Here is a 24,707-nt window from a genome sequence, read left to right as displayed (position 1 = left end):
GAATCGCGGCTCGTGGGCATCGTTTGGCCATTGGCTAGCATGCAAAGGACAGAATCCTTCAGAATTGACCATGCAACTTGCCCGATTTTTCCCACACTAAATAAAGATCTATCCTAAGGAGCACAGGAAATGGAATCAGCCCAGGACAACCAAGGCCGCATTCTGCTGGTGGATGACGAGTCCGCAATCCTGCGCACCTTCCGCTACTGCCTGGAAGACGAGGGCTACAGCGTGGCCACGGCCAACAGTGCCGCCCAGGCAGAGAGCCTGCTGCAACGCCAGGTGTTCGACCTGTGCTTCCTCGATTTGCGCCTGGGTGAAGACAACGGCCTCGACGTGCTGGCGCAAATGCGTATCCAGGCCCCGTGGATGCGGGTGGTGATCGTCACTGCGCACTCGGCGATCGACACCGCAGTAGACGCCATCCAGGCCGGCGCTGCCGACTACCTTGTCAAACCGTGCAGCCCCGACCAGTTACGCCTGGCCACCGCCAAGCAACTGGAGGTGCGCCAGCTTTCTGCGCGCCTGGAAGCTCTGGAAGGTGAAGTACGCAAACCCAAGGACGGCCTCGATTCCCATAGCCCGGCCATGATGGCGGTGCTTGAAACTGCCCGCCAAGTCGCCATCACCGACGCCAACATCCTCATCCTTGGCGAATCGGGTACCGGCAAGGGCGAGCTGGCACGGGCCATCCATGGCTGGAGCAAACGTGCACGCAAAGCCTGTGTGACCATCAACTGCCCATCGCTTAACGCCGAGTTGATGGAAAGCGAGCTATTCGGCCATACCCGCGGCGCCTTCACCGGCGCCAGCGAAAGTACCCTGGGGCGGGTCAGCCAGGCTGACGGGGGCACGCTATTCCTCGACGAGATCGGCGATTTCCCGCTGACCTTGCAACCCAAACTGCTGCGTTTCATCCAGGACAAGGAATACGAACGCGTCGGTGACCCGGTTACCCGACGTGCCGATGTGCGTATCCTGGCTGCCACCAACCTCAACCTCGAAGAGATGGTGCGCGAAAGCCGCTTCCGCGAAGACCTGCTGTATCGCTTGAACGTGATTACCCTGCACCTGCCCCCCCTGCGCGAGCGCAGTGAAGACATCCTCATCCTGGCCGACCGCTTCCTCGCCCGTTTCGTCAAGGAATACTCCCGCCCCGCCCGTGGTTTCAGTGATGAGGCGCGCGCCGCCCTGCTCAATTACCGCTGGCCCGGCAACATTCGCGAACTGCGCAACGTAGTAGAACGGGCCAGCATCATCTGCCCGCAGGAGCGCGTGGAAATCAGCCACCTGGGCATGGGTGAACAACCCGCCGGCAATGCCCCACGCGTAGGTGCCGCGCTTAGCCTGGATGAGCTGGAACGTGCCCATATCGGTGCCGTACTGGCCGCCAGCGATACCCTCGATCAAGCCGCCAAGACCTTGGGCATCGATGCTTCTACCCTGTACCGCAAGCGCAAGCAGTACAACCTATGAAATGGCCGCCCATGAAGCTGCGCACGCGGCTTTTCCTTAGCATCTCGGCGCTCATCACTGTGGCGTTGCTAGGGCTGCTGCTGGGCCTGGTCAGCATGCTGCAGATGGCTACAGTGCAACAGCAGCTGGTGCGCGATACCACCCATGCCCTGGAAGTGGGGCTGAAGTTGCGCCAGAACCTGGGCGAACAGCTGATGCTCATTCTCGATGAGAACACCGCCCCGGAAAGCCTGCGGCTGCTGCAGGACAATTTCCAGGACCTGCTCAACCAAGGGCTGGAGCAAGGCGGTGAGCGCACCGGTTTCAGCAAAGCCAGCAGCAATTACCAGTCCTTCCTCCAGACCTATCGCGACAGCGCCACACCCGCTCGTAGCATGGGTGTCGATCAGCCGCTTGGAGCTGCGTTCAATCAGGTGCGCACCGACCTGATCGATTCCCATAAGCAAGCATTGGACCTGATTACCCGCAGCGAGGAACGCACCCGTGACCGCGCCTTGCTGGTCAGTGGTGTACTCGGCCTGATGGGGCTGGTGGTATTGGTACTGGGCTTTATCACCGCGCACAACATCGCCCGGCGTTTCGGCCAACCGATCGAAGCCTTGGCCAAGGCAGCCGACCAATTGGGCAAGGGCAATTTCGACGTTACCTTGCCGGTCACCCAGGCCGCCGAGCTTAACCAGCTGACCCGCCGTTTTGGTCTGATGGCCGATGCCTTGCGCAAGCACCAGGCCACCAACGTTGACGAACTGTTGGCCGGCCAGCAGCGTTTACAAGCCGTGCTCGACAGCATCGACGACGGCCTGCTGATCATCGACCGCCAGGGCCGCCTCGAGCACCTCAACCCGGTGGCACAGCGTCAGCTGGGCTGGAACGACAGCCGCGTGGGCAGCAGCCTGGTCGAAGCCTTGCAGCGACCCGAGCTTGAGCAACAACTGCGCCAGGTTCTGCGCGGGGGCAGCCTCGACCGCCCACCGGACGACCTGAACATGGAGGTCGATGAAGAATCACGCCTGCTCACCTACAGCCTGACCCCCGTCAGCCACCCGCAGGGGCCAATCCTCGGCGCGGTGATGGTACTGCACGATGTGACCGAGCAAAGGGCCTTCGAGCGGGTGCGCAGCGAATTCGTGCTGCGCGCCTCCCACGAACTGCGCACCCCGGTCACCGGCATGCACATGGCCTTCGGCCTGCTGCGCGAGCGGGTCAAGTTCCCGCCCGAGGCCCGCGAGTACGACCTGCTGGAAACCATCGGCGAAGAAATGCAGCGCCTGACCCAACTGATCAATGACCTGCTCAACTTCTCCCGTTATCAAAGCGGGTTGCAAAAGCTCGAGCTGGCCCCCTGTGCCATCGACGAACTGCTGGAGCAGGCGCAATTGCGCTTTGCCGAACAGGCTGCGAACAAGCAGATCGAACTGATCAAGGAACTGGACCCGCCGCTACCGCGTATCCAGGCCGACGTCGCCCAACTGGACCGCGTGCTGGACAACCTGCTGCACAACGCCATCCGCCACACTGCCAACGGCGGGCGCATACGCCTGCATGCCCGACGCCATGCGGAACGGGTGATCATCAGCGTCGAGGACAACGGCGAGGGCATTTCCTATGGGCAGCAAGGGCGCATCTTCGAGCCCTTCGTGCAGGTAGGTCGCAAGAAAGGCGGCGCTGGGCTGGGCCTGGCGCTGTGCAAGGAGATTGTGCAGTTGCACGGAGGGCGCATGGGCGTGTTTTCCCGGCCAGGGCAGGGGACCCAATTCTACATGGCGTTGCCGGTCTGACTGCTTTACCGCACCTACACCCGCCGCGGCAGGTGTCCGCGAGTCACCAACTCGGCAAACTGCCGGGCGTTCAGCGGCCGGGCAAACAGCCAGCCCTGGCCATAATTGACCCCCTCGCTGTTCAGCAGCACGGCCTGGTCCTCGAACTCGATACCTTCGGCAATTACCCGCAGGTGCAAGTCATGGGCCATGCGGATGATATGCGGGGCCACGCCACTACTGGCGGCATCGTGGCCCAGAGCGTCGATGAATGCCTTGTCGATCTTCAGGCAGTCCACTGGAAGGGTTTGCAGGTAGGCCAGGCTGCAATAACCGGTACCAAAATCGTCGATCAGCACCTGGTGCCCCACGGCGCGTAGCGCCTGCAGGTTGTCACGGGCGACCACCACGTCAATCAGGCCGCGCTCGGTCACCTCGAAGGCAATCTGGCTGGGCGCCACTCGATGCAAGGCCAACAAGCGCGCCGCCACCCGGCCAATACGGGGCACCATCACATCGCAGGCCGCCAGGTTTATCGAGATGTATAGCTTGGGGTGCGAACGCAGTAGCTGCCCTAGCTGTTCAAGCACACGCTGCAGGACAAAGTCGGTGATCTGGCGGATCTGCCCGGTATTTTCCGCCAGCGGGATGAACAGGTCCGGGCTGGTCAGGGTGCCGTCCGGGCGGCGCCAGCGAACCAAGGCCTCGGCGCCCACACAGCGCCGGCTGTCGAGCTCGATGATTGGCTGGTAGAGCACCTGCAGCTCTCCACGACGCAAGGCATTCTGCAACTCTGAGCTCATCGACCGCCGTTGCAGAATCAACTGGAGTACCAACCAACCGATGCAGCAGGCCGCCAGCACGCTGCCGGGGAACAGCAACCAGAGCATGCCGTTCATCCTCAGCGGCAGACTGGCCCTCGGGGCAATCAGCACCAACTGGTAATCCGGCGACTTGGTCGGCATTCGGTAGATAAGCCGGTCACTGAGTTCCAGCAGCGACTTTTGGCTGGTCGACCAGGCCGAGGGCGGCGGCCATACCTGTGGCGGGCCGAGCACCGGAATGGCCCGGGCACCGTTGTCCAGCACCACGACCAGGCTGCCGCCCGGGGGCAGGTCCACCACATCGGTCAAATGCCCACGGGAGGTGGAAACCAGAAACTTGCCCCGACCCAGCATCAGTGCTGCCAGGTTCTCGTTCGGCTCGGTGGTGGTGTTAAGCCAGTAGCTGTAAGTCGGCCCCTGGATATCCGGCGCCCGCAAGGGAACGAACGCTCGCTCATCACCGCGGTTGGAGCAGGCAACATCACCATCCACATAAGCAGCTTCATAGATGAACCGCGAGTTCAGGCCAACCTGTTGCAAGGCTGCCAGCATTGCCGGGCTGCAGCCACGCAGGGGTTGGGCCTGCAGCAGATCGACCCCTTCGCGTAACTGGCCGAACACCTGTTCGAGCCGCTCCAGAAAACGCTCGCCCTGAGCATTCATTTGTTCGCTTTCGCTTTGTTTCATTTGTTGCAGGGCAATGCCGATGCTGGCAGAGAGCAACACCGCGGCGCTGGCCAGCGCTGCCAAAGTGGCCAGCATCCAGGGACGGTAAAAAATTTGGCGCAGCAAGGCGATGAAGGCTGACATCAATGGCATCCAGTTGATAACCAAGGTATAGCAACTGAATCAAGAATCACCTTCACCGTTTGGCGCTTCGCTGCAATCCTCCTACGCTCTTTTTAGAGGCAGCCTCGTGGCCGTGATGAGACCATTAACGTTGGTACGACTGCGTCGACCAAACCCGACTCTTCGCAGCGCAAGGCCGCTGCAACAAATACCCCGCCCGCCGTGTCTCAACGCATGCGGTTAAGTACCTGCAGCATCGCTGCTGTCTGCGCATCCGGCATGCCGTCGAAACGCTGCGGGCGGAAGCGCATCTGGAACGCGGCGATTACATGGCGTGTGGCTACATCCAGCACACCGGTCTGATCGATCTGATAGCCAAACCGTGCCAGCTCCTGCTGGTACCAGCCAACGCTTGGCGGGTTGACGCTGAAGTAGGCCTGCTGCCGTGCCACGGCGTTGGCATCCGGCCAGACACCCAGCCCGGCATCGGCCAAGCGCTTCCACGGAAACAAGGGTCCCGGGTCCAGCTTGCGCAACGGGGCGATGTCACTGTGGCCGATGATATGGCGTGGTTCGATGTTGTTGCGTTTGACAATGTCCTTGAGCAGCGCGATCAACGACTGGATCTGCGCCTCGCTGTAAGGGTGCCAGACCCGGCCGTTCGGGGTGTCGGTGAAGCCCGGATTGACGATCTCGATACCAATGGACGAGGAGTTCAGCCAGGTGCGCCCCTGCCACTGGCTATCACCGGCATGCCAGGCACGACGGTTTTCATCCACCAGTTGATACACCTTGGCCGGACCATCGCCGATCAGGTAATGGCTGCTGACCTCACCATGGGTAAGCAGCGCCAGGGAGCGCTCCAGCGAAGCATTGGTGTAATGCAGGACAATGAACTGGATGCGGTTGTCCTGATTGACCGAAGGGTGGCTGCGGTCGATGCGCAGGCCTGTCGAGCAACCGGCGACAGACAACAGCAAAAAGGAAATCAGGGTTTTCTTAAGCGTGGAAAGCACGTCAGTGGCCTCAGCGTACGAGTGCTACAGTATAACGTGCTCGCCTGCGCTGTGCCTGCCGAGGCGACGGCGGCTGGCTAGCCCTGCTCAACGCGATTTCGCCCCTGCTCCTTTGCCCGGTACAGCGCTGCATCGGCTCGTTTGAGCACCTGGTCGCTGCGCTCGCCAGAGTGGAATGCGCCCAAGCCGATGGAGGTGGTGATCACCACCCGCTCACCCTTGAAGTGGAATGGGCAGGCTTCGACTGTGGCGCGCAACACCTCGGCCATTTGCGCGGCGACTGCCGGCGTGGTCTGCGGCAGCAGCAAGACGAATTCCTCGCCGCCAAACCGGGCGATAAAATCACGGGCCCGAAGACGCTTGCGCAACTGGTCGGCAACGATCTTGAGGACCTTGTCCCCAGCCAGATGCCCATAGTTGTCGTTAATGCGCTTGAAATGGTCCAGGTCAAGAATCGCCATCGCCAGATGGCCACCGTTTTCCTTCCATTCGAGCATTTCGCGTTCGACTCGCTCGCTCCAGGCCGCACGGTTGGGCAGGCCGGTGAGCGGGTCCAGCAGAGCTTTCTGGCGCTGCTCCTCCAGGTGCTCGCGATAACCAAGTGCTTCATGCTCCATGCTCGCCACCCGCTCCGACAAGCCTTGCAGTCGATCGGCCAGTTCCTGCTCGCGGCGATCACGCTCGTGCTTGTGCTCGTCCATGGTCACCAGCAAGCCTTCCAGGCGGTTTTCCAGAATGTGCTTGAGGCTGTCTACATCGGCGGCACCTTGCACGCTGCTCTGCAGGCCGTCGACGTGTTCACGCAGTTGACTATCCAGTTCGCGGGCAGCGGTGCTGTTGTCAGCATGGCCGGCGCTGGCCTCGTGCAGATGACTCTGGAAACCTTCCAGGCGTTCATTGAGCTGCTGCAGGTAAGTTTCGAATTCGTGCTGGCCGCTGTCGGTGATCGCCAACATGAGTACTGCCAAGTCATCCAGCACCGGAATCAGCTCATACCAGTTCAATCCGCGGGCAACCCGCTCGCGCATTTCCAGCGCCTGAGCCTTGTGTCGCTCGGGCAGACTGAGGTCATCGAGCAGACCGATCAGGGTCTGCTCAATGTGCGCGGCAACCTGGCTGTAAGGCGGCTCCACTGCGTAGGGCAGTGCATAGGGACCGTCTTCACCAAGGATTTCTTCAAGGGCTTGTAATGGTTCTGCGTCAGCCAACGGCTCGCTGACGGCAACTGCAACCTCTGGCAGTGGCACTTTATGCTGTGGCAACGGGACTGGCGGCATTTCCGCCGTTTCGATCAGAGCCGGGCCAAGCGCCTCCAGCTCAAGCTCGGGCGCTTCGGCCACCTCGACAGTCGGAGCAGCAGGGGCCGCCAGCGGTTGTAGCGCATCGACGTCATCGGGCTGCGAGGGCTCGGTACTGCCGGCTGCCAAGGGCACAACCTCTTCAACTGGCAACGCCACCGGCGCAAGCTCTGGTCCTGCCTGTACATCTTCCTCGCGGCTTCCAAACAACCGCTGCAGAAAACCCGGTCGGGCTTCTTCACCCGTCTTGCCAAGGGCCGACAGCGCGCGCCCCTGCAGGCCACTCAACTCGCCCAACAGTGGCGGCAGCTCGCGTGACTGGGCAACCCCACCGTCGAGTTTCTTCGCCAGTTTTTTCAATGACCGCGAGATATCACTGGGTAGCGGGAGGCCTTGCAGTTGGCCAACCAGTGCGGTCAGCGCATCGCTGACCTGGTTCATGCGGGCTTCGCGACGCTGTTCGGAATCCAGTACCGCTTTCTCAAGGCGCGGAATCAAGCCGGCGAGGCCGGCGTCCATGTTGCTGCTGCGAATGACGTCGCGCATTTCCTTCATGCACTCGTCTACCACCTTGTCACTGCCTTCAGCAGCCAGGGTGCTGCGCACCAGACCTCGACGCAGCAGGTCAAGGCGGGCGTCCCAACGACGCTCGAGCTTTTCTTGCTGCTCGATGCTTTTAAGGTATTTTTCTTTCCAGCGCTCAGCGTCTTCAGTCATGCCCGGGTCCGCAAACGGTGATGGCAATTAGCTCAAAACCGGCAGCGTATCCACAGTCAATGCATCAGGCAATCGAATCTCGACTGCAACGGGAAGGTGGTCCGAAATTGGCTGCGCCAGCACCTCGACACGTTCCAGTGTGAGGCTTGAGCTGAGCAGAATATGATCAAGGCAACGCTGCGGTCGCCAGCTGGGGAAAGTGGCCTCGACTTGCGGGGCGACCAGGCCCAGGTCGCGCAGCGGCGAGTGCTCGAGCAGGTCAGTGGCGTGGGTGTTCATGTCGCCCATCAGCACCTGGTGACGGTAACCGCCAATCAGCTCGCGGATATACCCCAGCTGCAGGGCGCGGGTCTTGGCCCCCAATGCCAGGTGCATCATCACCACTATCAACGCATCGTCACCTTCGCCAAACCGGACCAGGATCGCACCACGCCCGGCCGGGCCAGGCAACGGATGGTCTTCGAGCAGTTGAGGCTTCAGGCGGCTGAGCACACCGTTGCTGTGCTGGGCAAAACGCCCAAGGTTGCGGTTGAGCTGCTGGTACCAATAGGGGAAGGCCCCCAAGTGGGCCAGGTGTTCGACCTGGTTGACGTAACCCGAGCGCAGGCTGCCACCATCGGCTTCCTGCAGGGCCACCAGGTCGAAGTCGCCCAGCAGCCTGCCGATTTTCTGCAGGTTGCCGGCACGCCCGTTATGCGGCAGCAGGTGCTGCCAGCTACGCGTCAGGTAATGGCGGTAGCGCTCGGTGCTTATGCCCACCTGGATGTTGAAACTGAGCAACCGCAGGCGGCCATCCTCGGGCAGGCCCGGGGCCTGCAGGTGATGCTCGTTGACCTGCGGCTCGTGCAGGCTAATGCCACGCGTAGCTCTGAAGCGGGGCATGGATGGCGCCGCCTACTTGGCGGCGCGCTCCTTGTCGATCAGCTGGTCGGCGACATTCAGCACGCCTTCCGGTCCGCCGGCAGTACCCAGGTCGAAGCGGTACTTGCCGTTGACGACCATACTCGGTACGCCGGTGATTTCATACTTCTTCGCCAGTTCCTTGGCCTGTTTGACCTGGCCTTTGATGGCGAACGAGTCGAAGGTAGCGAGGAACTTGTCCTTGTCAACGCCTTGAGTGGCGAGGAAGTCGGCCATGTCGTTCTTGTCGGTCAGGCGCTTGTGCTGGTTCTGAATGGCATCGAACACCGCCGCGTGCACCTTGTGCTCGACGCCCATGGCTTCGAGGGTCAGGAACATCTGGCCGTGCGCATCCCACGGGCCACCGAACATGGCAGGTACGCGCTTGAAGTTGACGTCCTTGGGCAGCTTTTCAGCCCAAGGGTTGATGGTCGGCTCGAAGTGGTAGCAGTGTGGGCAGCCGTACCAGAACAGCTCGACGACTTCGATCTTGCCAGGTACGGAAACCGGAACAGGGTTGCTCAGCTCGATGTATTCCTTGCCAGCAACAGGCTCGGCGGCCTGAACGGCAGTCATACCGAATACGCTGGCGGCGACCAGCGCAGCGCTGAGAATCAGTTTACGCATGCTTTACTCCTGAGCAGTCATGAGTCGCCACGACGCGACCTGCACTGAGACAGGCCGGGAAGGGCTCGAGTTCTGTAGTGTAACGGCTGCGGACGGAAAAAAGGGCAGCCCGGCCGCCCTTTCATCATTGGCCTACAACATTAACCGAAAGTTAATGCAGGCCCTGGATGTAGCTGGCCAACGCTTCGATATCATGGTTGCTCAGCTTGCCAGCGATAGTGCGCATGGTCATGGCATCGCCATCGTTGGTGCGGTTGCCTTCGCGGAAGTCAGTGAGCTGCTTGGCCACGTACTGCGAGTGCTGCCCGCCCAGGTGCGGGAAGCCAGCCAGGGCGATGCCCGCGCCGTTAGGCGAGTGGCAGCCAGTGCACGCTGGCATGCCCTTTTCCAGGTCGCCGCCGTTGAACAGCGCACGGCCGCGCTCGACCAGCTTGGGATCGGCGGCACCCACGCTGCCTTTCTGGCTGGAGAAGTAGGCAGCGATATCGGCCAGATCCTGGTCGCTGAATGCGGCCAGCATGCCGGTCATTTCCAGCACGGTACGCTTGCCCGATTTGATATCGTGCAGTTGTTTTTCGAGATAGCGCTGGCCTTGGCCGGCCAGTTTAGGGAAGTTCGGTGCCAGGCTGTTGCCGTCGGGATTGTGGCAGGCGCCACAGACGGCGGTCTTGGCCTGGCCAGCGGCGGCATCGCCTTTGATAGGTTGCGCAGCAGTGGCCGCACCAGCGACACCCAAGGTCAACAGCAGACTCACGACTAGTTTGTTCATCAGCTAATCCAACACGGCTAAGGGTGAAATGTTATGTATCGGGACTGCCGCTCATCCAAAGGATGACCAAACGGTAGTCCTCGGCACTGCAGTCCATGCACAATCCACGCGGCGGCATAGCCTTGAAACCCTGGGTCACGTGCTTCACCAGTACATCCATGCCTTGCGCCAGCCTTGGCTCCCATGCTGCCCGGTCACCCCGTCTGGGTGCCTGTGGCAACTGCCCGGTGTGACAGGCCGCACACGTGCGGTTGTACAACACCTCGGGATCCTGTGTAGCCTGTGCGCTGAAAAACGGCAGGAACATACCGACAGCAAGCAGCCATTTCGCCATGCGGAACGACCTTCAGGGTTGGGGGCCGCGCTGCGTTCTGTTGCGCGAGCTATTGTTCGACACCCCATGCCCGTTCTCCTTCGCTGGGAGAATGAGCACACAAAAACTGGGGCATTATATACTTCCGCCATCCAAACGGAAACGACACCGCTTGCCAGGCTTGGCTCTACAAAGTCAGGCAACACCCACATCGGATATCCCATGCAAGTCAAGAACCCCATCCTCGGCCTCTGCCAGAAAGCCAAATTCGCCCTCAGCGCAGCCAAGGTCGAACAATGCCCGGACGACCAGGGTTACGAGGTGGCTTTTGCCGGCCGTTCCAACGCCGGCAAATCCAGCGCCCTCAATACCCTGACTCATGCCAGCCTGGCGCGTACCTCGAAAACTCCCGGGCGCACCCAGCTGTTGAATTTCTTCAGTCTGGACGATGAACGGCGTTTGGTCGACCTGCCAGGCTATGGTTATGCAAAAGTTCCTATTCCGCTCAAGCAGCACTGGCAGAAACACTTGGAAGCCTACCTGGGCAGCCGTGAGTGCCTGCGTGGCGTGATCCTGATGATGGACGTGCGTCACCCGATGACCGACTTCGACAAAATGATGCTCGACTGGGCCAAGGCCAGCAGCATGCCGATGCACATCCTGCTGACCAAGGCCGACAAGCTGACCCACGGCGCGGGCAAGAACACACTGCTGAAAGTGCAGTCGGAAATCCGCAAGGGTTGGGGCGATGGCGTGACCATCCAGCTGTTCTCGGCACCCAAGCGTCTGGGTGTGGAGGATGCCTACCGGGTGCTGGCCGACTGGATGGAACTGGAAGACAAGCCGGTCGTTTAATGCTTTGCACTTGAACCGTAGGAGCGGGTTTACCCGCTCCTACGGGGCTCAGTACAAGCCAAACGGCAAATTCCGGGCAAAAAAAACCCCGGACTTCGTATGGGGAGGGGGAAGTTCGGGGTCCAAGTCCGGACCGCTAGGGCGGGGTCCAGATATCTGCCAACACTTAACACAACATAGGAGCATCGAAGGGCTTCACCAGCCATTCAGTTACTCTGAGTTCCGCTTCACCGGTTTAGTTCCGAAGCCCATAAAACTATTTGCGATAGTTTCATGAAACTTAAGCATCCACGGCACTGAGCGGTGCCTGGATCTGCGTCACTACGTCGCAGATCCTACACAGTTTTACCTGCTCAATCAGTGAGCTTCGTCCCAATTCGCACCAACTCCCGCCTCGACCAGCAGCGGCACATCCAGCTGCGCGGCCTGGCTCATGTGGTGGCGAATTTCATCTTTCACCTGCTGCACCAGGTCCTCGCGTACCTCGAGCACCAGTTCGTCGTGCACTTGCAGGATCACCCGGGCATCCAGCCCGCTCTCGCTCAACCAGTTGTCTACTTTGACCATTGCCCGTTTGATGATGTCGGCAGCAGTCCCCTGCATCGGCGCGTTGATCGCCGTGCGCTCGGCGCCCTTGCGCAGGGCAGGGTTCTTGGCATTGATGTCTGGCAGGTACAGCCGGCGGCCAAACAGGGTTTCGACAAAGCCTTGCTCGGCCGCCTGAGCGCGGGTGCGCTCCATATAGGCCAGCACGCCCGGGTAGCGGGTAAAATAGCGATCGATGTAGTCCTGTGACTGCTTGCGATCGACGCCGATTTGCTTGGCCAGGCCAAAGGCGCTCATGCCGTAGATCAGGCCGAAGTTGATGGCCTTGGCGCTGCGGCGCTGGTCGGTGGTGACATCTTCCAGGGCCACTCCGAACACTTCGGCTGCCGTAGCGCGGTGCACGTCCAGGTCGTTGCGGAAGGCATGCAGCAAGCCTTCGTCCTTGGCCAGGTGGGCCATGATGCGCAGCTCGATCTGTGAATAGTCCGCCGCCAGAAGCTTGTAACCCGGGCTGGCGACGAACGCCTGGCGGATACGCCGGCCTTCTGCGGTGCGGATCGGGATGTTCTGCAGGTTTGGGTCGCTCGACGACAACCGGCCGGTGGCCGCCACGGCCTGCTGGTAGGAGGTGTGGATACGCCCGGTGCGCGGGTTGATCTGCCCCGGTAACTTGTCGGTGTAGGTGCTCTTGAGCTTGCTCAGGCTGCGATACTGCATCAGCACCTCTGGCAGCGGGTAGCCTTGCTCGGCCAACTCGTCGAGTACTGCTTCGGCGGTAGATGGCTGGCCCTTGGCAGTCTTGCTCAGCACCGGCATGCCCAGCTTGTCGTAAAGGATCGCGCCCAGCTGCTTGGGCGAACCGAGGTTGAACGCCTCACCGGCGAGCTCGTAGGCACGCAGCTCAAGCTCAGCCATCTTCACGCCCAGCTCACCGCTCTGTACTTTCAACAGCTCGGCATCGACCAGAGCACCCTGGCGCTCGATCCTGGCCAGTACCGGCACCAGCGGCATCTCGATATCCATCAGCACTGGTTGCACGCTCGGCGTCTGTGCCAGGCGGGCCTGCAATACGTGGTGCAGGCGCAGGGTGATGTCGGCATCTTCGGCGGCGTAGGGGCCAGCTTTGTCCAGGTTGATCTGGTTGAAGGTGAGCTGTTTGGCACCCTTGCCGGCGATGTCCTCGAAGGCGATCGTGGTGTGGTCGAGGTACTTCTGCGCCAGGCTGTCCATGTCATGACGGGTGGCGGTGGAGTTCAGCACATACGACTCGAGCATGGTGTCGTAGGCCACGCCGCGCATCTCGATGGCGGGGGAGCCATTGGCGAGGATGTTGATGTCGTACTTGGCATTCTGCCCGACCTTGGCCTTGGCCGGGTCCTCCAGCAGTGGTTTCAGCGCCAGCAGCACGGCCTCGCGGTCCAGCTGAACCGGCGCGCCCTCGTAATCGTGGGCTAGCGGCACATAGGCCGCTTCATGCGGCTCGACAGCGAACGACAGGCCGACCAACTGCGCCTGCTGGGCGTCCAGGCCGGTGGTCTCGGTGTCGAAGGCGAACAGCGGTGCCTGGCGCAGCTTCTCCAGCCAGGCGTCGAAACGGGCCTGGTCGAGAATGGTTTCGTACCTAGGCTCGACCTTGGCCGCCGGCTCCGCAGCCGGGGCAACATCGTCACCGGCCTTGGCCGCATCACGCTGCACCTCGGCGACCCAGCTCTTGAACTCCATCTCGGTGTACAACGCCAACAGCGCCTCGCGGTCAGGTTCACCGCATACCAACGCCTCGACCTCGACGTCCAGCGGCACGTCAACCTTGATGGTGGCCAGCTCGTAGGACAGGAATGCCGCGTCGCGGTGCTCCTCCAGCTTGGCCGGCAAGGTCTTGGCGCCGCGAATGGCCAGCGCTGGCACCTTGTCCAGGTTGGCGTAAAGGTCGCTGAGACCACCGCCGATGCCGGTCAGCAGCCCCACCGCCGTTTTTTCACCCACGCCCGGCACGCCGGGGATGTTGTCGACCTTGTCACCCATCAGGGCCAGGAAGTCGATGATGTGTTCCGGGCCGACGCCGAATTTCTCGTGCACGCCAGCCACGTCCAGCACGCTTCCGGTCATGGTGTTGACCAAGGTAATGTGCCCATCCACCAGTTGCGCCATGTCCTTGTCACCGGTCGAGATGATCACCGGGCGACCCAGGGCGGCGCTGCTGCGCGCCAGGGTGCCGATCACGTCGTCAGCCTCGACACCCTCCACGCACAGCAGCGGGTAGCCCAGTGCCTTGACGCTGGCGTGCAGCGGCTCGATCTGTACCCGCAGGTCGTCCGGCATGCTGGGGCGGTTGGCCTTGTACTCGGCGAACATGGCATCGCGGAAGGTGCCGCCCTTGGCGTCGAACACCACGGCGAACAGGCTGTCGGGGTATTGCTTGCGCAAGCTCTTGAGCATGTTCAGCACACCCTTCACCGCACCGGTCGGCATGCCCTTGGACGTGGTCAGCGGCGGCAGCGCGTGGAAGGCGCGATAAAGGTAGGAGGAACCGTCCACCAGGACGAGGGGCGCTTGGCTCATGAGCAGAATCAACCTTTTCGACGGGTCCGGCGCTAGAATAGCCAGAATCATTGACGACAAAGGGACTAGGTTATCATGCGCACACTCAATCGCCTGTTACTGCTCGGCCTGTTGGCAACCACGCCTGTCGTCACCCTGGCGGCGGACGACGCCCCCTCGGCCGATCCCGAGGTGACCATTCGCACGGAAGGCGACAAAACCATCCAGGAATACCGGCAGAACGGCTTCCTGTATGCGATCAAGATCACGCCGAAAAACGGCAAGCCTTATTTTCTGGTACGCGCCGATGGCACTGATGCCAATTTCATTCGATCCGACCAGCCGGACATGCTGATTCCGTCCTGGAAGATCTTCGAGTGGTAAGCTGACGCGCACCGTTCACATCAACCCGGCACTTCCCGGCGGAAGTGCCCGTATGGGCAATTTTTCATCATGTCAGTCTTCACCCCCGTGACCCGGCCTGAGCTGGAAACCTTTCTGGCGCCGTACGAGCTGGGCCGTCTGCTCGACTTCCAGGGCATTGCCGCCGGTACCGAGAACAGCAATTTCTTCGTCAGCCTCGAACAGGGGGAGTTCGTCCTGACGCTGATCGAGCGTGGGCCCAGCGAGGACATGCCGTTCTTCATCGAGCTGCTCGACACCCTGCACGCTGCCGACATGCCGGTGCCCTATGCCATTCGTGACCGCGACGGCAATGGCCTGCGCGAGCTGTGCGGCAAGCCGGCATTGTTGCAGCCCAGGCTGTCGGGCAAGCACATCAAGGCCCCCAACAACCAGCACTGCGCCCAGGTCGGGGAGTTGCTGGCACACATTCACCTGGCCACCCGCGAGCACATCATCGAACGCCGCACCGACCGCGGTCTGGACTGGATGCTGGCTTCGGGTGCCGAGCTCCTGCCACGCCTGACTGCAGAGCAAGCCGCATTACTGCAGCCGGCGCTGGACGAAATCAGCGCACACAAGGCGCAGATTCTGGCCTTGCCGCGGGCTAACCTGCATGCCGATCTGTTCCGCGACAACGTGATGTTCGAAGGCACCCACCTGACCGGTGTGATCGACTTCTACAATGCCTGCTCCGGGCCGATGCTGTATGACATCGCCATCACCGTGAACGACTGGTGCCTGGATGAGCAGGGCGCGGTAGATGTACCTCGCGCCCAGGCGCTGCTGGCAGCCTATGCGGCGCTACGGCCGTTCACTGCCGCCGAAGCCGAGCTGTGGCCGGAAATGTTGCGGGTAGGCTGCGTGCGTTTCTGGCTGTCGCGCCTGATTGCGGCCGAGTCGTTCGCCGGGATGGATGTGATGATCCACGACCCGGGCGAGTTCGAAGTGCGTCTGGCGCAGCGCCAGCAGGTGGCTTTGCACCTGCCGTTCGCCCTCTAGCCCTCTTCAGCTTCTTCGCGGGCACGCCCGCGAAGGGCCGGTATAGGCTTACAACTGCTCCAGGCAGCCTGCCAGGTCACCGCCCAGTTTCTCGAGCAAGCGCTCATACCCTTTGCCATCCACCGGATCGGTGCCGCCCAGGGCATCCAGCTCGGCCAGGCGCACCGGCAACCCGGCAGTCAGGGTCTCGGCCAATCGCGGCCGTATTGGCGGCTCGCTGAACACGCAGGTCTTCCCTACTTCCTGCAGGCGCTGGCGCATGGCCGCCACATGTTGCGCCCCAGGCTGCACCTCGGACGCTACGCTGAACACGCCCGCGTGCTTCAAGCCATATTCAGCCTCAAAATAATCGAAGGCTTCATGGAAGACGAAGTACGGCTTGCCGGCAATACCGGCCACGCGCGCCTTGATACGCCCGTCCAACGCCTCCAGGCGTTCATCGAAGGCCTTCAGGTTGCTCTGATAGCGAGCCGCATTGGCCGGATCGACCTGGGCCAGATCAGCTGCCATTTTAGCTGCGATCACTCGCGCATTGACCGACGATAGCCACAAGTGTGCATCAAGACTGCCTGGGCGGTGGTCATGGTCGTGGTCGCTGTGGTCTTCTTCCTCATGGGAATGGCTGTCCTCGCCAAAGTGGCGCAACTTCATGCCAGGCAGCGCCTGCACAGCCACTGTGGCCTTGCTACGGCTTCCCAGCACACGCGGAAGGAAGTTCTCCATGTCCGGGCCGATCCAGTACAGCAGGTCGGCATCGCCTACCCGCCGCACGTCGGAGGGGCGCAGCGCATAGTGGTGGGGTGAAGCCCCGGGTGGCAGCAGCACTTCAGGGCTGCCAACACCATCCTGCACGGCAGCGGCAATCTGCTGCAGGGGCTTGATACTGGTGAGCACACGCACGTCGGCCTGCGCGGAAAATGCGATGAAAGCGACAAACAGAACCAGGAATCGGGACACGGTGAATACTCGAGTCGTCAGAAACAGGTAACATAATAACGTCTCTGTCCAGAACCGTCGCTGCCCATGTCCATCACACCGCTGGCCAACCGTCCTCACGACCACTCCCATTGCGTACACAGCGCACTGGCTGAAGCCGATGCCTTGTGCACCCGCCAGGGCCTGCGCCTGACCGCCCTGCGCCGCCGTGTGCTGGAGCTGGTGTGGCAGAGCCACAAGCCGCTGGGTGCCTACGACATCCTCGCGGTGCTCAGTGAGCAGGACGGCCGCCGCGCCGCGCCGCCCACGGTGTACCGCGCGCTGGACTTCCTGCTGGAAAACGGCCTGGTGCATCGCATCGCGTCGCTCAACGCCTTCATCGGCTGCAGCCACCCCGAGCACGTGCACCAAGGCCAGTTTCTGATCTGTCGGGCCTGCCATGTGGCCATCGAGCTTGAACAGAGCAGCATCAGCGAGGCCATCATCAACAGCGCCAAAGGCGTGGGTTTCACGGTCGAGACCCAGACCGTGGAAGTGGTCGGCCTGTGCGGTAGCTGCCGGAGCGCGGCATGAGCGAGGCCCTGATTCGCCTGGAGCAGGTCGGCGTCACCTTTGGCGGCGAGGCGGTGCTCGACAGCATCGACCTGTCGGTCGCCCCAGGCCAGATCGTCACCCTGATTGGCCCCAACGGGGCGGGCAAGACTACCTTGGTGCGCGCCGTACTTGGCCTGCTCAAGCCACATCGCGGCAAGGTATGGCGCAAGCCCAAGCTGCGCATTGGCTACATGCCCCAGAAGATTCAGGTTGATGCCACACTGCCGCTTTCGGTGCTGCGCTTCCTGCGCCTGGTGCCAGGTGTAGACCGCGCGGCAGCCTTGTCGGCGCTGCAGGAAGTGGGCGCCGAGCAAGTCATCGACAGCCCGATCCAGACTATTTCCGGCGGCGAAATGCAACGCGTGCTGCTGGCCCGCGCCTTGCTGCGCGAACCCCAGTTGCTGGTGCTCGACGAACCGGTACAAGGTGTAGACGTGGTCGGCCAGACCGAGCTTTACAACCTCATCACCCGCCTGCGCGACCGCCACGGCTGCGGCGTGCTGATGGTGTCCCACGACCTGCACCTGGTCATGAGCGCCACCGACCAGGTGGTGTGCCTGAACCGCCACGTATGCTGCTCGGGCCACCCCGAGCAAGTCAGCGGTGACCCAGCGTTCGTCGAACTGTTCGGCAAAACCGCACCGAGCCTGGCCATCTACCACCACCATCACGACCACAGCCACGACCTACATGGCTCGGTGGTCGCCCCTGGCACCCATGTTCACGGAGAGCACTGCAAGCATGGCTGACTTTCTTCTCTACGCCTTGCTTGCCGGCTTGTCCCTGGCACTGGTTGCAGGCCCACTGGGCTCTTTCGTGGTATGGCGGCGCATGGCCTACTTTGGCGACACCCTGTCTCACGCCGCCCTGCTCGGTGTGGCCCTGGGTTTCGCCCTGGATGTCAGCCCGGCACTGGCGGTAACCGTGGGCTGCCTGTTGCTGGCGATTCTGCTGGTGACATTGCAGCAACGCCAGCCGTTGGCCTCCGACACCCTCCTGGGCATCCTGGCCCCCAGCACCTTGTCGCTGGGCCTGGTGGTGCTGAGCTTCATGCACGATGTGCGCATCGACCTGATGGCTTACCTGTTCGGCGATCTGCTGGCCATCAGCCCAACCGACCTGGCCTGGATCCTCGGCGGCAGTGCACTGGTCCTGCTGCTGCTCGCTGTGCTGTGGCGGCCGCTACTGGCAGTTACCGTGCACGAAGAGCTGGCCATGGTCGAAGGCCTGCCCGTGGCCGGCCTGCGCATGGCGCTGATGCTGCTGATTGCAGTGGTGATTGCAGTTGCCATGAAAATCGTTGGCGTGCTGCTGATCACCTCGCTGCTGATCATCCCTGCGGCTGCGGCACAGCGGCACGCCCGCTCACCAGAGCAAATGGCCCTGGGGGCCAGCCTACTGGGCGTCACCGCGGTCTGCGGCGGCCTGGCCATGTCCTGGTTCAAGGACACCCCCGCCGGGCCGTCGATCGTGGTCTGCGCCGCGGTGCTATTCTTGCTGAGCCTGGCCCTGCCAAAACGCTGAGAGGCAGGGTGTGTGCAGGCACACCTTGCAACCTTTGGCCGGTAAAGGGTCTGTAAGGCCTATTTTCGAGCGTGCGCACCTGGGTGTAGACTTGCTCGCTTTTTGCGCAAATAGAGAGTCGCAGGAATGAAGCCGTTCGCCTCCCGTTATCTGCTTGTTGCCGCGTTTTCCCTGATCCTGGCTGCCTGTTCCAATGCGCCGGTCGACCAGGCCACCGCACCTGCCCAAGCAGATGCCTGGCAGCAGTTGCAACAGAACATCGCCAGCAATGAGCTGGCTACCGCCGAAGACCAGCTTGCAGCACTGCAGGCCCAGTCGCCGGATGATGCACGCCTGGAGCAATACCAGCGCCAACTGGCCGAAGCCTACTTGCAACGTAGCCAGATCGTCCTGCAAAAGGGCGATGTGAACGCGGCAGCTACCGCGCTGGCCCGCGCCCGTGCACTGATGCCGCAGGCGCCAGCGGTGACCGGCGGGGATGCTGTGACCCAGGCCCGCAAGGCCGAGCTGGAAAAGGCGGAAGCTGCGCTGAAAGCCGCCGAAGCCAAGCCCAAGGCACGCATCATCGACCCGACAGCGCCAAGTACCGTGGTGGCCTTGAAGACCACTGACAGCCGCGCGCTGCGCCGCCAACTGGACGACATTGCCGCCGATGTGGTGAGTTACCAGTGTGAAGTGGTATTTCAGGTACCGCGCACCGAGGATGCACCCTGGCTGAAGACCTTGCTGGAGAAGCGCGTGCGCAAGATTGACAGTGGGTTTGAGCTGAAGCAGAAGCATCAGATCCAGCGCTCGCTGCCGGCACAGGTGGTGCTGGTCCCACATCGGCAGTAAACGCTTCGCGGGTCAACCCGCTCCTATATCAGGAGGGGGTTGACCCGCGAAAAGGCCTTATCAGGCAGGAACCGCTTCAGCTGCCGCCTCCCGCTCCCACACCCGGTGGCCTTCAACCGCTTTGACAAAGGCATCCACTGCCTTCTGCTCATCCCCGAGCAGCAGCCCCTTATCCTCCTTGAGCCCCAATGCTTTCGCCAATTCCTTGGTCAGCACCAGCGCCTTCAGGTGCTTGTAGCCCTCCAGCAAGAAGTGCTTGGCCAATCCGCTAGCCGCCAGCGCATCCGTAGAGGCCTTGCCCGCAGGCACGACAATCCCATCGAACATGATCGAAGGCATCCCCTCCATCGACGCCGCTACCGGCAGTTGTTTGCCATCCGCCGCCTTCACCGGCGCCGAGGTCGGCCCCAGCAGCATCGGCCGGGCACTGTGCGCTTCCAGGGCTTTGACCAGTTTGTCGACGCTGGCAGCGTCCACGCCATCCGCCACCAGCACGGCAATCTTGCGCCCCTTGATACCCACCGAACCTGGGTGGTTCATCTGGCTCAACGCAGGCGATTGCGCTGGCTGGCTACCCTTTACCTGCACGGTACCCGCTTTCGGCGCGGGGAGGCCCAGGTTGGCCGCAACCGCCGCCGCCAGCTTCAAGTCGATATTGGCGAGAATGTCATTCACTTCCCGGGCGCGGATATGTTCACGCTCGACTTTGCCCAATTCGAAACTGTAAGCCTTGATGATGTGCTGTTGCTCAGTCGGGCTCATGCTCTGGAAGAACAGCCGAGCCTGCGAGAAGTGATCGCCGAACGACTCACTGCGCTGGCGAATCTTGTGCGCATCGATACGCTCCTGATAGCTCTCAAAGCCGCCGTCTTGCGCCGCAGGCGGGGTTTCCTTCGGCCAGCCGCCGTCAATCGAGTTGGGTTCGTAGGACGCCCGCCCCTTGTGCACAACGTGCTGGTGCAGCGCATCACGCTGGTTGTTGTGGTTCGGCGATACCGGCCGGTTGATCGGGATCTGGTGGAAGTTCGGCCCACCCAGGCGGCTGATCTGGGTATCGGTGTACGAGAACAGTCGGCCCTGCAGCAGCGGGTCGTTGGTAAAGTCGATACCCGGCACGATATGGCCCGGGCAGAACGCCACCTGTTCGACCTCGGCAAAGAAATTGTCCGGGTTGCGGTTGAGCACCATCTTGCCCAGCGGCGTGACGGGCACCAGTTCCTCCGGGATGATCTTGGTCGGGTCCAACAGGTCGAAATCGAATTTGTGTTCGTCGGCCTCAGGCACAATCTGCACGCCCAGTTCCCATTCCGGGTAGTCACCGGTTTCGATGGCTTCCCATAGGTCACGGCGCTGGAAGTCGGTGTCCTTGCCCGCCAGTTTCTGGGCTTCGTCCCACAGCAGGGAATGCACGCCCTGGCTTGGTTTCCAATGAAACTTGACGAAGCTGGCCACGCCCTTTGCATTGATCAGGCGGAAAGTATGCACGCCGAAGCCTTCCATCATTCGAAGGCTGCGCGGGATGGCGCGGTCAGACATGGCCCACATGACCATATGAGCCGACTCCGGCACCAGCGATACGAAATCCCAGAAGGTGTCATGAGCTGAACCGCCGGTAGGTATCTCGTTATGTGGCTCCGGCTTCACCGCATGGACAAAATCCGGGAACTTGATGGCATCCTGGATGAAAAACACCGGCATGTTGTTGCCGACCAAGTCGAAATTGCCTTCATCTGTATAGAACTTGACGGCAAAGCCCCGCACATCTCGCACCGTGTCGCCAGAACCGCGTGGGCCCTGAACCGTCGAGAAGCGGACAAAAACCGGGGTGACCTTTTCCGGATCTTGCAGGAAGCCGGCCTTGGTCAGCTCGGCGTGGTTGCCATAGCTCTGGAAGAACCCGTGTGCCCCGGTACCGCGGGCGTGCACGATGCGCTCGGGGATACGCTCATGGTCGAAGTGGGTGATTTTCTCGCGCATGATGAAGTCTTCAAGCAGCGACGGCCCGCGATCACCCGCCTTGAGGGAGTTCTGGTTGTCAGCAATGCGCACGCCTTGGTTGGTGCGCAGCGCATGCCCGGTCGCATCGCTGCGGTCGGCCTCCAGGCTCTGCAGCTTGGCATTGGTGTTGGCCCGGTCGGGGGTCTGGGTGCCGGCGGCCTCGCTGTGCTTGGGCGCATCCGTTTTCTTGCTGGGCATGATCGGCTCTCCTCATCAGTCTTAAGGCGTGCCCCTTCAGGGCTTGTGCAAGTAGTGACTGGAGGGCGTTGCCGAGCGTTCAATCAGGATTACCGGTTGTCGCGATATGCCCGATGGATTGGTGCATGACGAAATAAATGCTAAGAACAGCTATGGGAAAAGGCTAAAATGCGCGACCCCAGCTAACCGCTGACCCAAATTTCAATGCGCCCCACAAGGTTCGCTACGTGATCGAGTTCCAACAGGTACATAAAACCTACCGCGTTGCCGGTAGGGAAATCCCCGCACTGAATCCGACCAGCCTGACCATCGAAGATGGCCAGGTGTTCGGCCTGATCGGCCATTCCGGCGCCGGCAAAAGCACCATGCTGCGCCTGATCAACCGCCTGGAGGAACCCTCCGGCGGCAAGATCATCGTCGACGGCGAAGACGTCACCGCGTTCAACGCCAGCCAGTTACGCGGCTTCCGCCAGCAGGTCGGGATGATTTTCCAGCACTTCAACCTGCTGGCCTCCAAGACCGTCGCCGACAACGTCGCCCTGCCGCTGGCCCTGGCCGGCGAGCTGTCGCGCAGCGAAATCGACAAGCGCGTCACCGAGCTACTGGCTCGCGTTGGCCTGTCGGACCACGCCAAGAAGTACCCGGCACAGCTGTCCGGTGGCCAGAAGCAGCGCGTCGGTATCGCCCGCGCCCTGTCGACCAACCCGAAGATCCTGCTATGCGACGAGGCCACCAGTGCCCTCGACCCGCAAACCACGGCCTCCGTGCTGCAACTGCTGGCCGAGATCAACCGTGAACTGAAGCTGACCATCGTGCTGATCACCCACGAGATGGACGTGATCCGCCGTGTCTGCGACTGCGTGGCAGTGATGGACGCCGGCAAGATCGTCGAGCAAGGCTCGGTGGCCGAGGTGTTCCTGCACCCGCAGCACCCCACCACCAAGCGCTTCGTCCAGGAAGACGAGCAGGTCGACGAAGGCGAGCAGCGCGACGACTTTGCCCACGTTCCAGGCCGCATCGTACGCCTGACCTTCCAGGGCGACGCCACCTACGCGCCGCTGCTGGGCACCGTGGCCCGCGAAACCGGCGTCGACTACAGCATCCTCGCCGGGCGTATCGACCGCATCAAGGATGTCCCCTATGGCCAGCTCACTCTCGCCCTGATCGGCGGAGACATGGAAGCGGCGTTCGCCCGCTTCAAGGCAGCTGATGTACATATGGAGGTAATGCGTTGATGGACGCTCTGAGTTTCTTCGCCAACGTCGACTGGGCCGAAATCTGGCTGGCCACCGTCGATACCATGATCATGCTGTTCGGCTCGCTGTTCTTCACCGTGCTGCTGGGCCTGCCACTGGGTGTGCTGCTGTTCCTCTGCGGGCCAAAGCAGATGTTCGAACAAAAAGGCGTCTATGCGCTGCTGTCGCTGGTGGTCAACATCCTGCGCTCGCTGCCATTCATCATCTTGCTGATCGTGATGATCCCGTTCACCGTGCTGATCACCGGTACCTCGCTGGGCGTTGCGGGCGCCATCCCGCCGCTGGTAGTGGGTGCCACGCCGTTCTTTGCGCGCCTGGTTGAAACCGCCCTGCGTGAAGTGGACCGCGGCATCATCGAGGCCACCCAGTCAATGGGTGCCACCACCCGCCAGATCATCACCAGTGCGCTGCTGCCGGAGGCCCGTCCGGGCATCTTCGCGGCCATTACCGTAACCGCCATTACCCTGGTTTCTTACACCGCCATGGCCGGTGTGGTGGGTGCCGGTGGCCTTGGCGACCTGGCTATCCGCTTCGGCTACCAGCGTTTCCAGACCGATGTGATGGTAGTGACCGTGGTACTGCTGCTGGTACTGGTTCAAGTACTGCAGAGCGTGGGCGACAAACTGGTCGTGCATTTTTCCCGTAAGTAACCCCAATGGGGTCGGCCTGGCCGACCCGTTCGGGGGCCGTCGCGGCCCTCACAAGGAGTGATCAATGAAGAAGCTGCTTGCTGTCGCTGCCGCTGTCGCGGCCTTCTCGGCCCAGGCCGATACCCTCACCGTCGCCGCCACCCCGGTGCCGCACGCCGAGATCCTCAACTTCGTCAAACCACAACTGGCGAAAGAAGGCGTAGAGCTGAAGGTCAAGGAATTCACCGACTACATCCAGCCGAACGTGCAGGTGGCCGAAAAGCGCCTGGACGCCAACTTCTTCCAGCACCAGCCTTACCTGGATGAGTTCAACAAGGCCAAGGGCACCAACCTGGTGAGCGTGACTGGCGTGCACATCGAGCCACTGGGCGTGTATTCGACCAAGATCAAGAAGCTGGACGAGCTGTCCTCCGGCGCCACCGTGGTCATCCCCAACGACGCCACCAACGGCGGCCGCGCCTTGCTGCTGCTGGACAAGGCTGGCGTGATCAAGCTCAAGGACAACAAGAACATCCTGTCGACCGTGAAGGATGTTGCCGAGAACCCGAAAAACGTGAAGTTCCGTGAGCTGGAAGCCGCCACCATCCCGCGCGTGCTGACCCAGGTAGATGCCGCCCTGATCAACACCAATTACGCGCTGGAAGCCAAGCTGAACCCGGAAAAAGACGCGCTGGCCATCGAGGGCAGCGACTCGCCTTACGTGAACATTCTGGTTGCCCGCCCGGACAACAAGGACTCGGACGACATGAAGAAACTGGCGGCTGCACTGCACTCGCCAGAGGTGAAGCAGTTCATCATCGAGAAGTACAAAGGCGCTGTGGTTCCGGCGTTCTGAGCCGAACTATCACGCTGGGCTCTTCGCGGGTAAACCCGCCCCTACACACATCG

Annotated in this window: 22 protein-coding genes; 12 read left to right on the top strand and 10 right to left on the bottom strand. The window is 61.8% G+C overall.

The annotated features are described in order from the left end of the window. Positions 1-129 precede the first annotated feature (129 nt). Entirely contained in the window at positions 130-1,476 is a 1,347-nt protein-coding gene (gene algB / locus AC3B5Q_RS00440; RefSeq protein WP_392505111.1) for a sigma-54-dependent response regulator transcription factor AlgB, read from the top strand. Beyond that, complete coding sequence (locus AC3B5Q_RS00435; RefSeq protein WP_021784606.1) at positions 1,473-3,254, top strand: KinB sensor domain-containing domain; 1,782 nt, start codon at positions 1,473-1,475, stop codon at positions 3,252-3,254. Before algB ends, AC3B5Q_RS00435 begins: the two co-directional genes overlap by 4 nt. Positions 3,255-3,268: 14 nt before the next feature. Here AC3B5Q_RS00435 and AC3B5Q_RS00430 read toward each other — a convergent pair whose 3' ends face one another. The 7 genes from AC3B5Q_RS00430 to AC3B5Q_RS00400 form a co-directional block, all read right to left on the bottom strand. Next, complete coding sequence (locus AC3B5Q_RS00430; RefSeq protein ID WP_021784605.1) at positions 3,269-4,867, bottom strand: EAL domain-containing protein; 1,599 nt, start codon at positions 4,865-4,867, stop codon at positions 3,269-3,271. A 206-nt stretch (positions 4,868-5,073) separates the two neighbouring features. Continuing rightward, complete coding sequence (locus AC3B5Q_RS00425; RefSeq protein ID WP_021784604.1) at positions 5,074-5,862, bottom strand: N-acetylmuramoyl-L-alanine amidase; 789 nt, start codon at positions 5,860-5,862, stop codon at positions 5,074-5,076. Positions 5,863-5,939: 77 nt separating this feature from the next. Further along, a complete protein-coding gene (locus tag AC3B5Q_RS00420; protein ID WP_021784603.1) occupies positions 5,940-7,877 on the bottom strand; it encodes a GGDEF domain-containing protein in 1,938 nt (645 codons plus the stop codon). 27 nt (positions 7,878-7,904) lie between these two features. Continuing rightward, positions 7,905-8,759, bottom strand: coding sequence for an endonuclease/exonuclease/phosphatase family protein (locus AC3B5Q_RS00415; RefSeq protein WP_021784602.1), 855 nt, complete (start codon positions 8,757-8,759; stop codon positions 7,905-7,907). 12 nt (positions 8,760-8,771) lie between these two features. Further along, a complete protein-coding gene (gene dsbA, locus AC3B5Q_RS00410; protein WP_003252987.1) occupies positions 8,772-9,404 on the bottom strand; it encodes a thiol:disulfide interchange protein DsbA in 633 nt (210 codons plus the stop codon). Positions 9,405-9,555: 151 nt separating this feature from the next. Then, positions 9,556-10,173, bottom strand: a complete 618-nt coding sequence (locus tag AC3B5Q_RS00405) for a c-type cytochrome (RefSeq protein WP_003252989.1) — start codon at positions 10,171-10,173, stop codon at positions 9,556-9,558. A gap of 31 nt (positions 10,174-10,204) precedes the next feature. After that, on the bottom strand, positions 10,205-10,507 hold the full coding sequence (locus AC3B5Q_RS00400) for a c-type cytochrome (protein ID WP_003252992.1): 303 nt from the start codon (positions 10,505-10,507) through the stop codon (positions 10,205-10,207). A gap of 201 nt (positions 10,508-10,708) precedes the next feature. On the opposite strand from AC3B5Q_RS00400, the gene yihA reads away from it, so the two are divergent. Further along, a complete protein-coding gene (gene yihA / locus AC3B5Q_RS00395; protein ID WP_010951522.1) occupies positions 10,709-11,341 on the top strand; it encodes a ribosome biogenesis GTP-binding protein YihA/YsxC in 633 nt (210 codons plus the stop codon). A 357-nt stretch (positions 11,342-11,698) separates the two neighbouring features. Here the strand turns inward: yihA and polA are convergent, their stop codons facing one another. After that, entirely contained in the window at positions 11,699-14,446 is a 2,748-nt protein-coding gene (polA, locus tag AC3B5Q_RS00390) for a DNA polymerase I (protein ID WP_021784601.1), read from the bottom strand. 75 nt (positions 14,447-14,521) lie between these two features. Here polA and AC3B5Q_RS00385 point away from each other — a divergent pair, with 75 nt between their 5' ends. Continuing rightward, on the top strand, positions 14,522-14,809 hold the full coding sequence (locus AC3B5Q_RS00385; protein ID WP_003252997.1) for a DUF2782 domain-containing protein: 288 nt from the start codon (positions 14,522-14,524) through the stop codon (positions 14,807-14,809). Positions 14,810-14,878: 69 nt separating this feature from the next. Then, positions 14,879-15,829, top strand: coding sequence for a homoserine kinase (locus AC3B5Q_RS00380; protein ID WP_021784600.1), 951 nt, complete (start codon positions 14,879-14,881; stop codon positions 15,827-15,829). Between the two features lie 48 nt (positions 15,830-15,877). Here AC3B5Q_RS00380 and AC3B5Q_RS00375 read toward each other — a convergent pair whose 3' ends face one another. Continuing rightward, on the bottom strand, positions 15,878-16,786 hold the full coding sequence (locus AC3B5Q_RS00375; protein ID WP_488392789.1) for a zinc ABC transporter substrate-binding protein: 909 nt from the start codon (positions 16,784-16,786) through the stop codon (positions 15,878-15,880). A 66-nt stretch (positions 16,787-16,852) separates the two neighbouring features. Between AC3B5Q_RS00375 and zur the strand changes: the two genes are divergently transcribed. From zur to AC3B5Q_RS00355, 4 genes are all read left to right on the top strand, one after another. After that, complete coding sequence (zur, locus tag AC3B5Q_RS00370; protein ID WP_021784598.1) at positions 16,853-17,338, top strand: zinc uptake transcriptional repressor Zur; 486 nt, start codon at positions 16,853-16,855, stop codon at positions 17,336-17,338. Next, the gene (gene znuC / locus AC3B5Q_RS00365) at positions 17,335-18,108 is read left to right on the top strand and encodes a zinc ABC transporter ATP-binding protein ZnuC (RefSeq protein WP_021784597.1); all 774 of its coding nucleotides are present in this window, start codon (positions 17,335-17,337) and stop codon (positions 18,106-18,108) included. The genes zur and znuC overlap by 4 nt, the downstream gene beginning before the upstream one ends. After that, a complete protein-coding gene (gene znuB / locus AC3B5Q_RS00360; protein ID WP_021784596.1) occupies positions 18,101-18,883 on the top strand; it encodes a zinc ABC transporter permease subunit ZnuB in 783 nt (260 codons plus the stop codon). The genes znuC and znuB overlap by 8 nt, the downstream gene beginning before the upstream one ends. Positions 18,884-19,009: 126 nt before the next feature. Continuing rightward, a complete protein-coding gene (locus tag AC3B5Q_RS00355) occupies positions 19,010-19,717 on the top strand; it encodes a PA5502 family lipoprotein (RefSeq protein WP_021784595.1) in 708 nt (235 codons plus the stop codon). A gap of 60 nt (positions 19,718-19,777) precedes the next feature. Here the strand turns inward: AC3B5Q_RS00355 and katE are convergent, their stop codons facing one another. After that, positions 19,778-21,913, bottom strand: a complete 2,136-nt coding sequence (gene katE, locus AC3B5Q_RS00350) for a catalase HPII (RefSeq protein WP_275967242.1) — start codon at positions 21,911-21,913, stop codon at positions 19,778-19,780. Between the two features lie 227 nt (positions 21,914-22,140). Here katE and AC3B5Q_RS00345 point away from each other — a divergent pair, with 227 nt between their 5' ends. The 3 genes from AC3B5Q_RS00345 (at position 22,141) to AC3B5Q_RS00335 (ending at position 24,654) form a co-directional block, all read left to right on the top strand. Continuing rightward, positions 22,141-23,148: a methionine ABC transporter ATP-binding protein gene (locus tag AC3B5Q_RS00345; RefSeq protein ID WP_021784593.1), complete on the top strand. Its 1,008-nt coding sequence runs from the start codon at positions 22,141-22,143 to the stop codon at positions 23,146-23,148. Continuing rightward, entirely contained in the window at positions 23,148-23,819 is a 672-nt protein-coding gene (locus AC3B5Q_RS00340; protein ID WP_021784592.1) for a methionine ABC transporter permease, read from the top strand. The genes AC3B5Q_RS00345 and AC3B5Q_RS00340 overlap by 1 nt, the downstream gene beginning before the upstream one ends. Positions 23,820-23,883: 64 nt before the next feature. Next, positions 23,884-24,654, top strand: coding sequence for a MetQ/NlpA family ABC transporter substrate-binding protein (locus tag AC3B5Q_RS00335; RefSeq protein WP_252459055.1), 771 nt, complete (start codon positions 23,884-23,886; stop codon positions 24,652-24,654). Positions 24,655-24,707 lie beyond the last annotated feature (53 nt).

This window comes from Pseudomonas sp. D5(2026) (genome assembly GCF_057766845.1).
The sequence above is the reverse complement of the archived record's forward strand: the minus strand, read 5'-3'. Positions and strand labels throughout refer to the sequence as shown.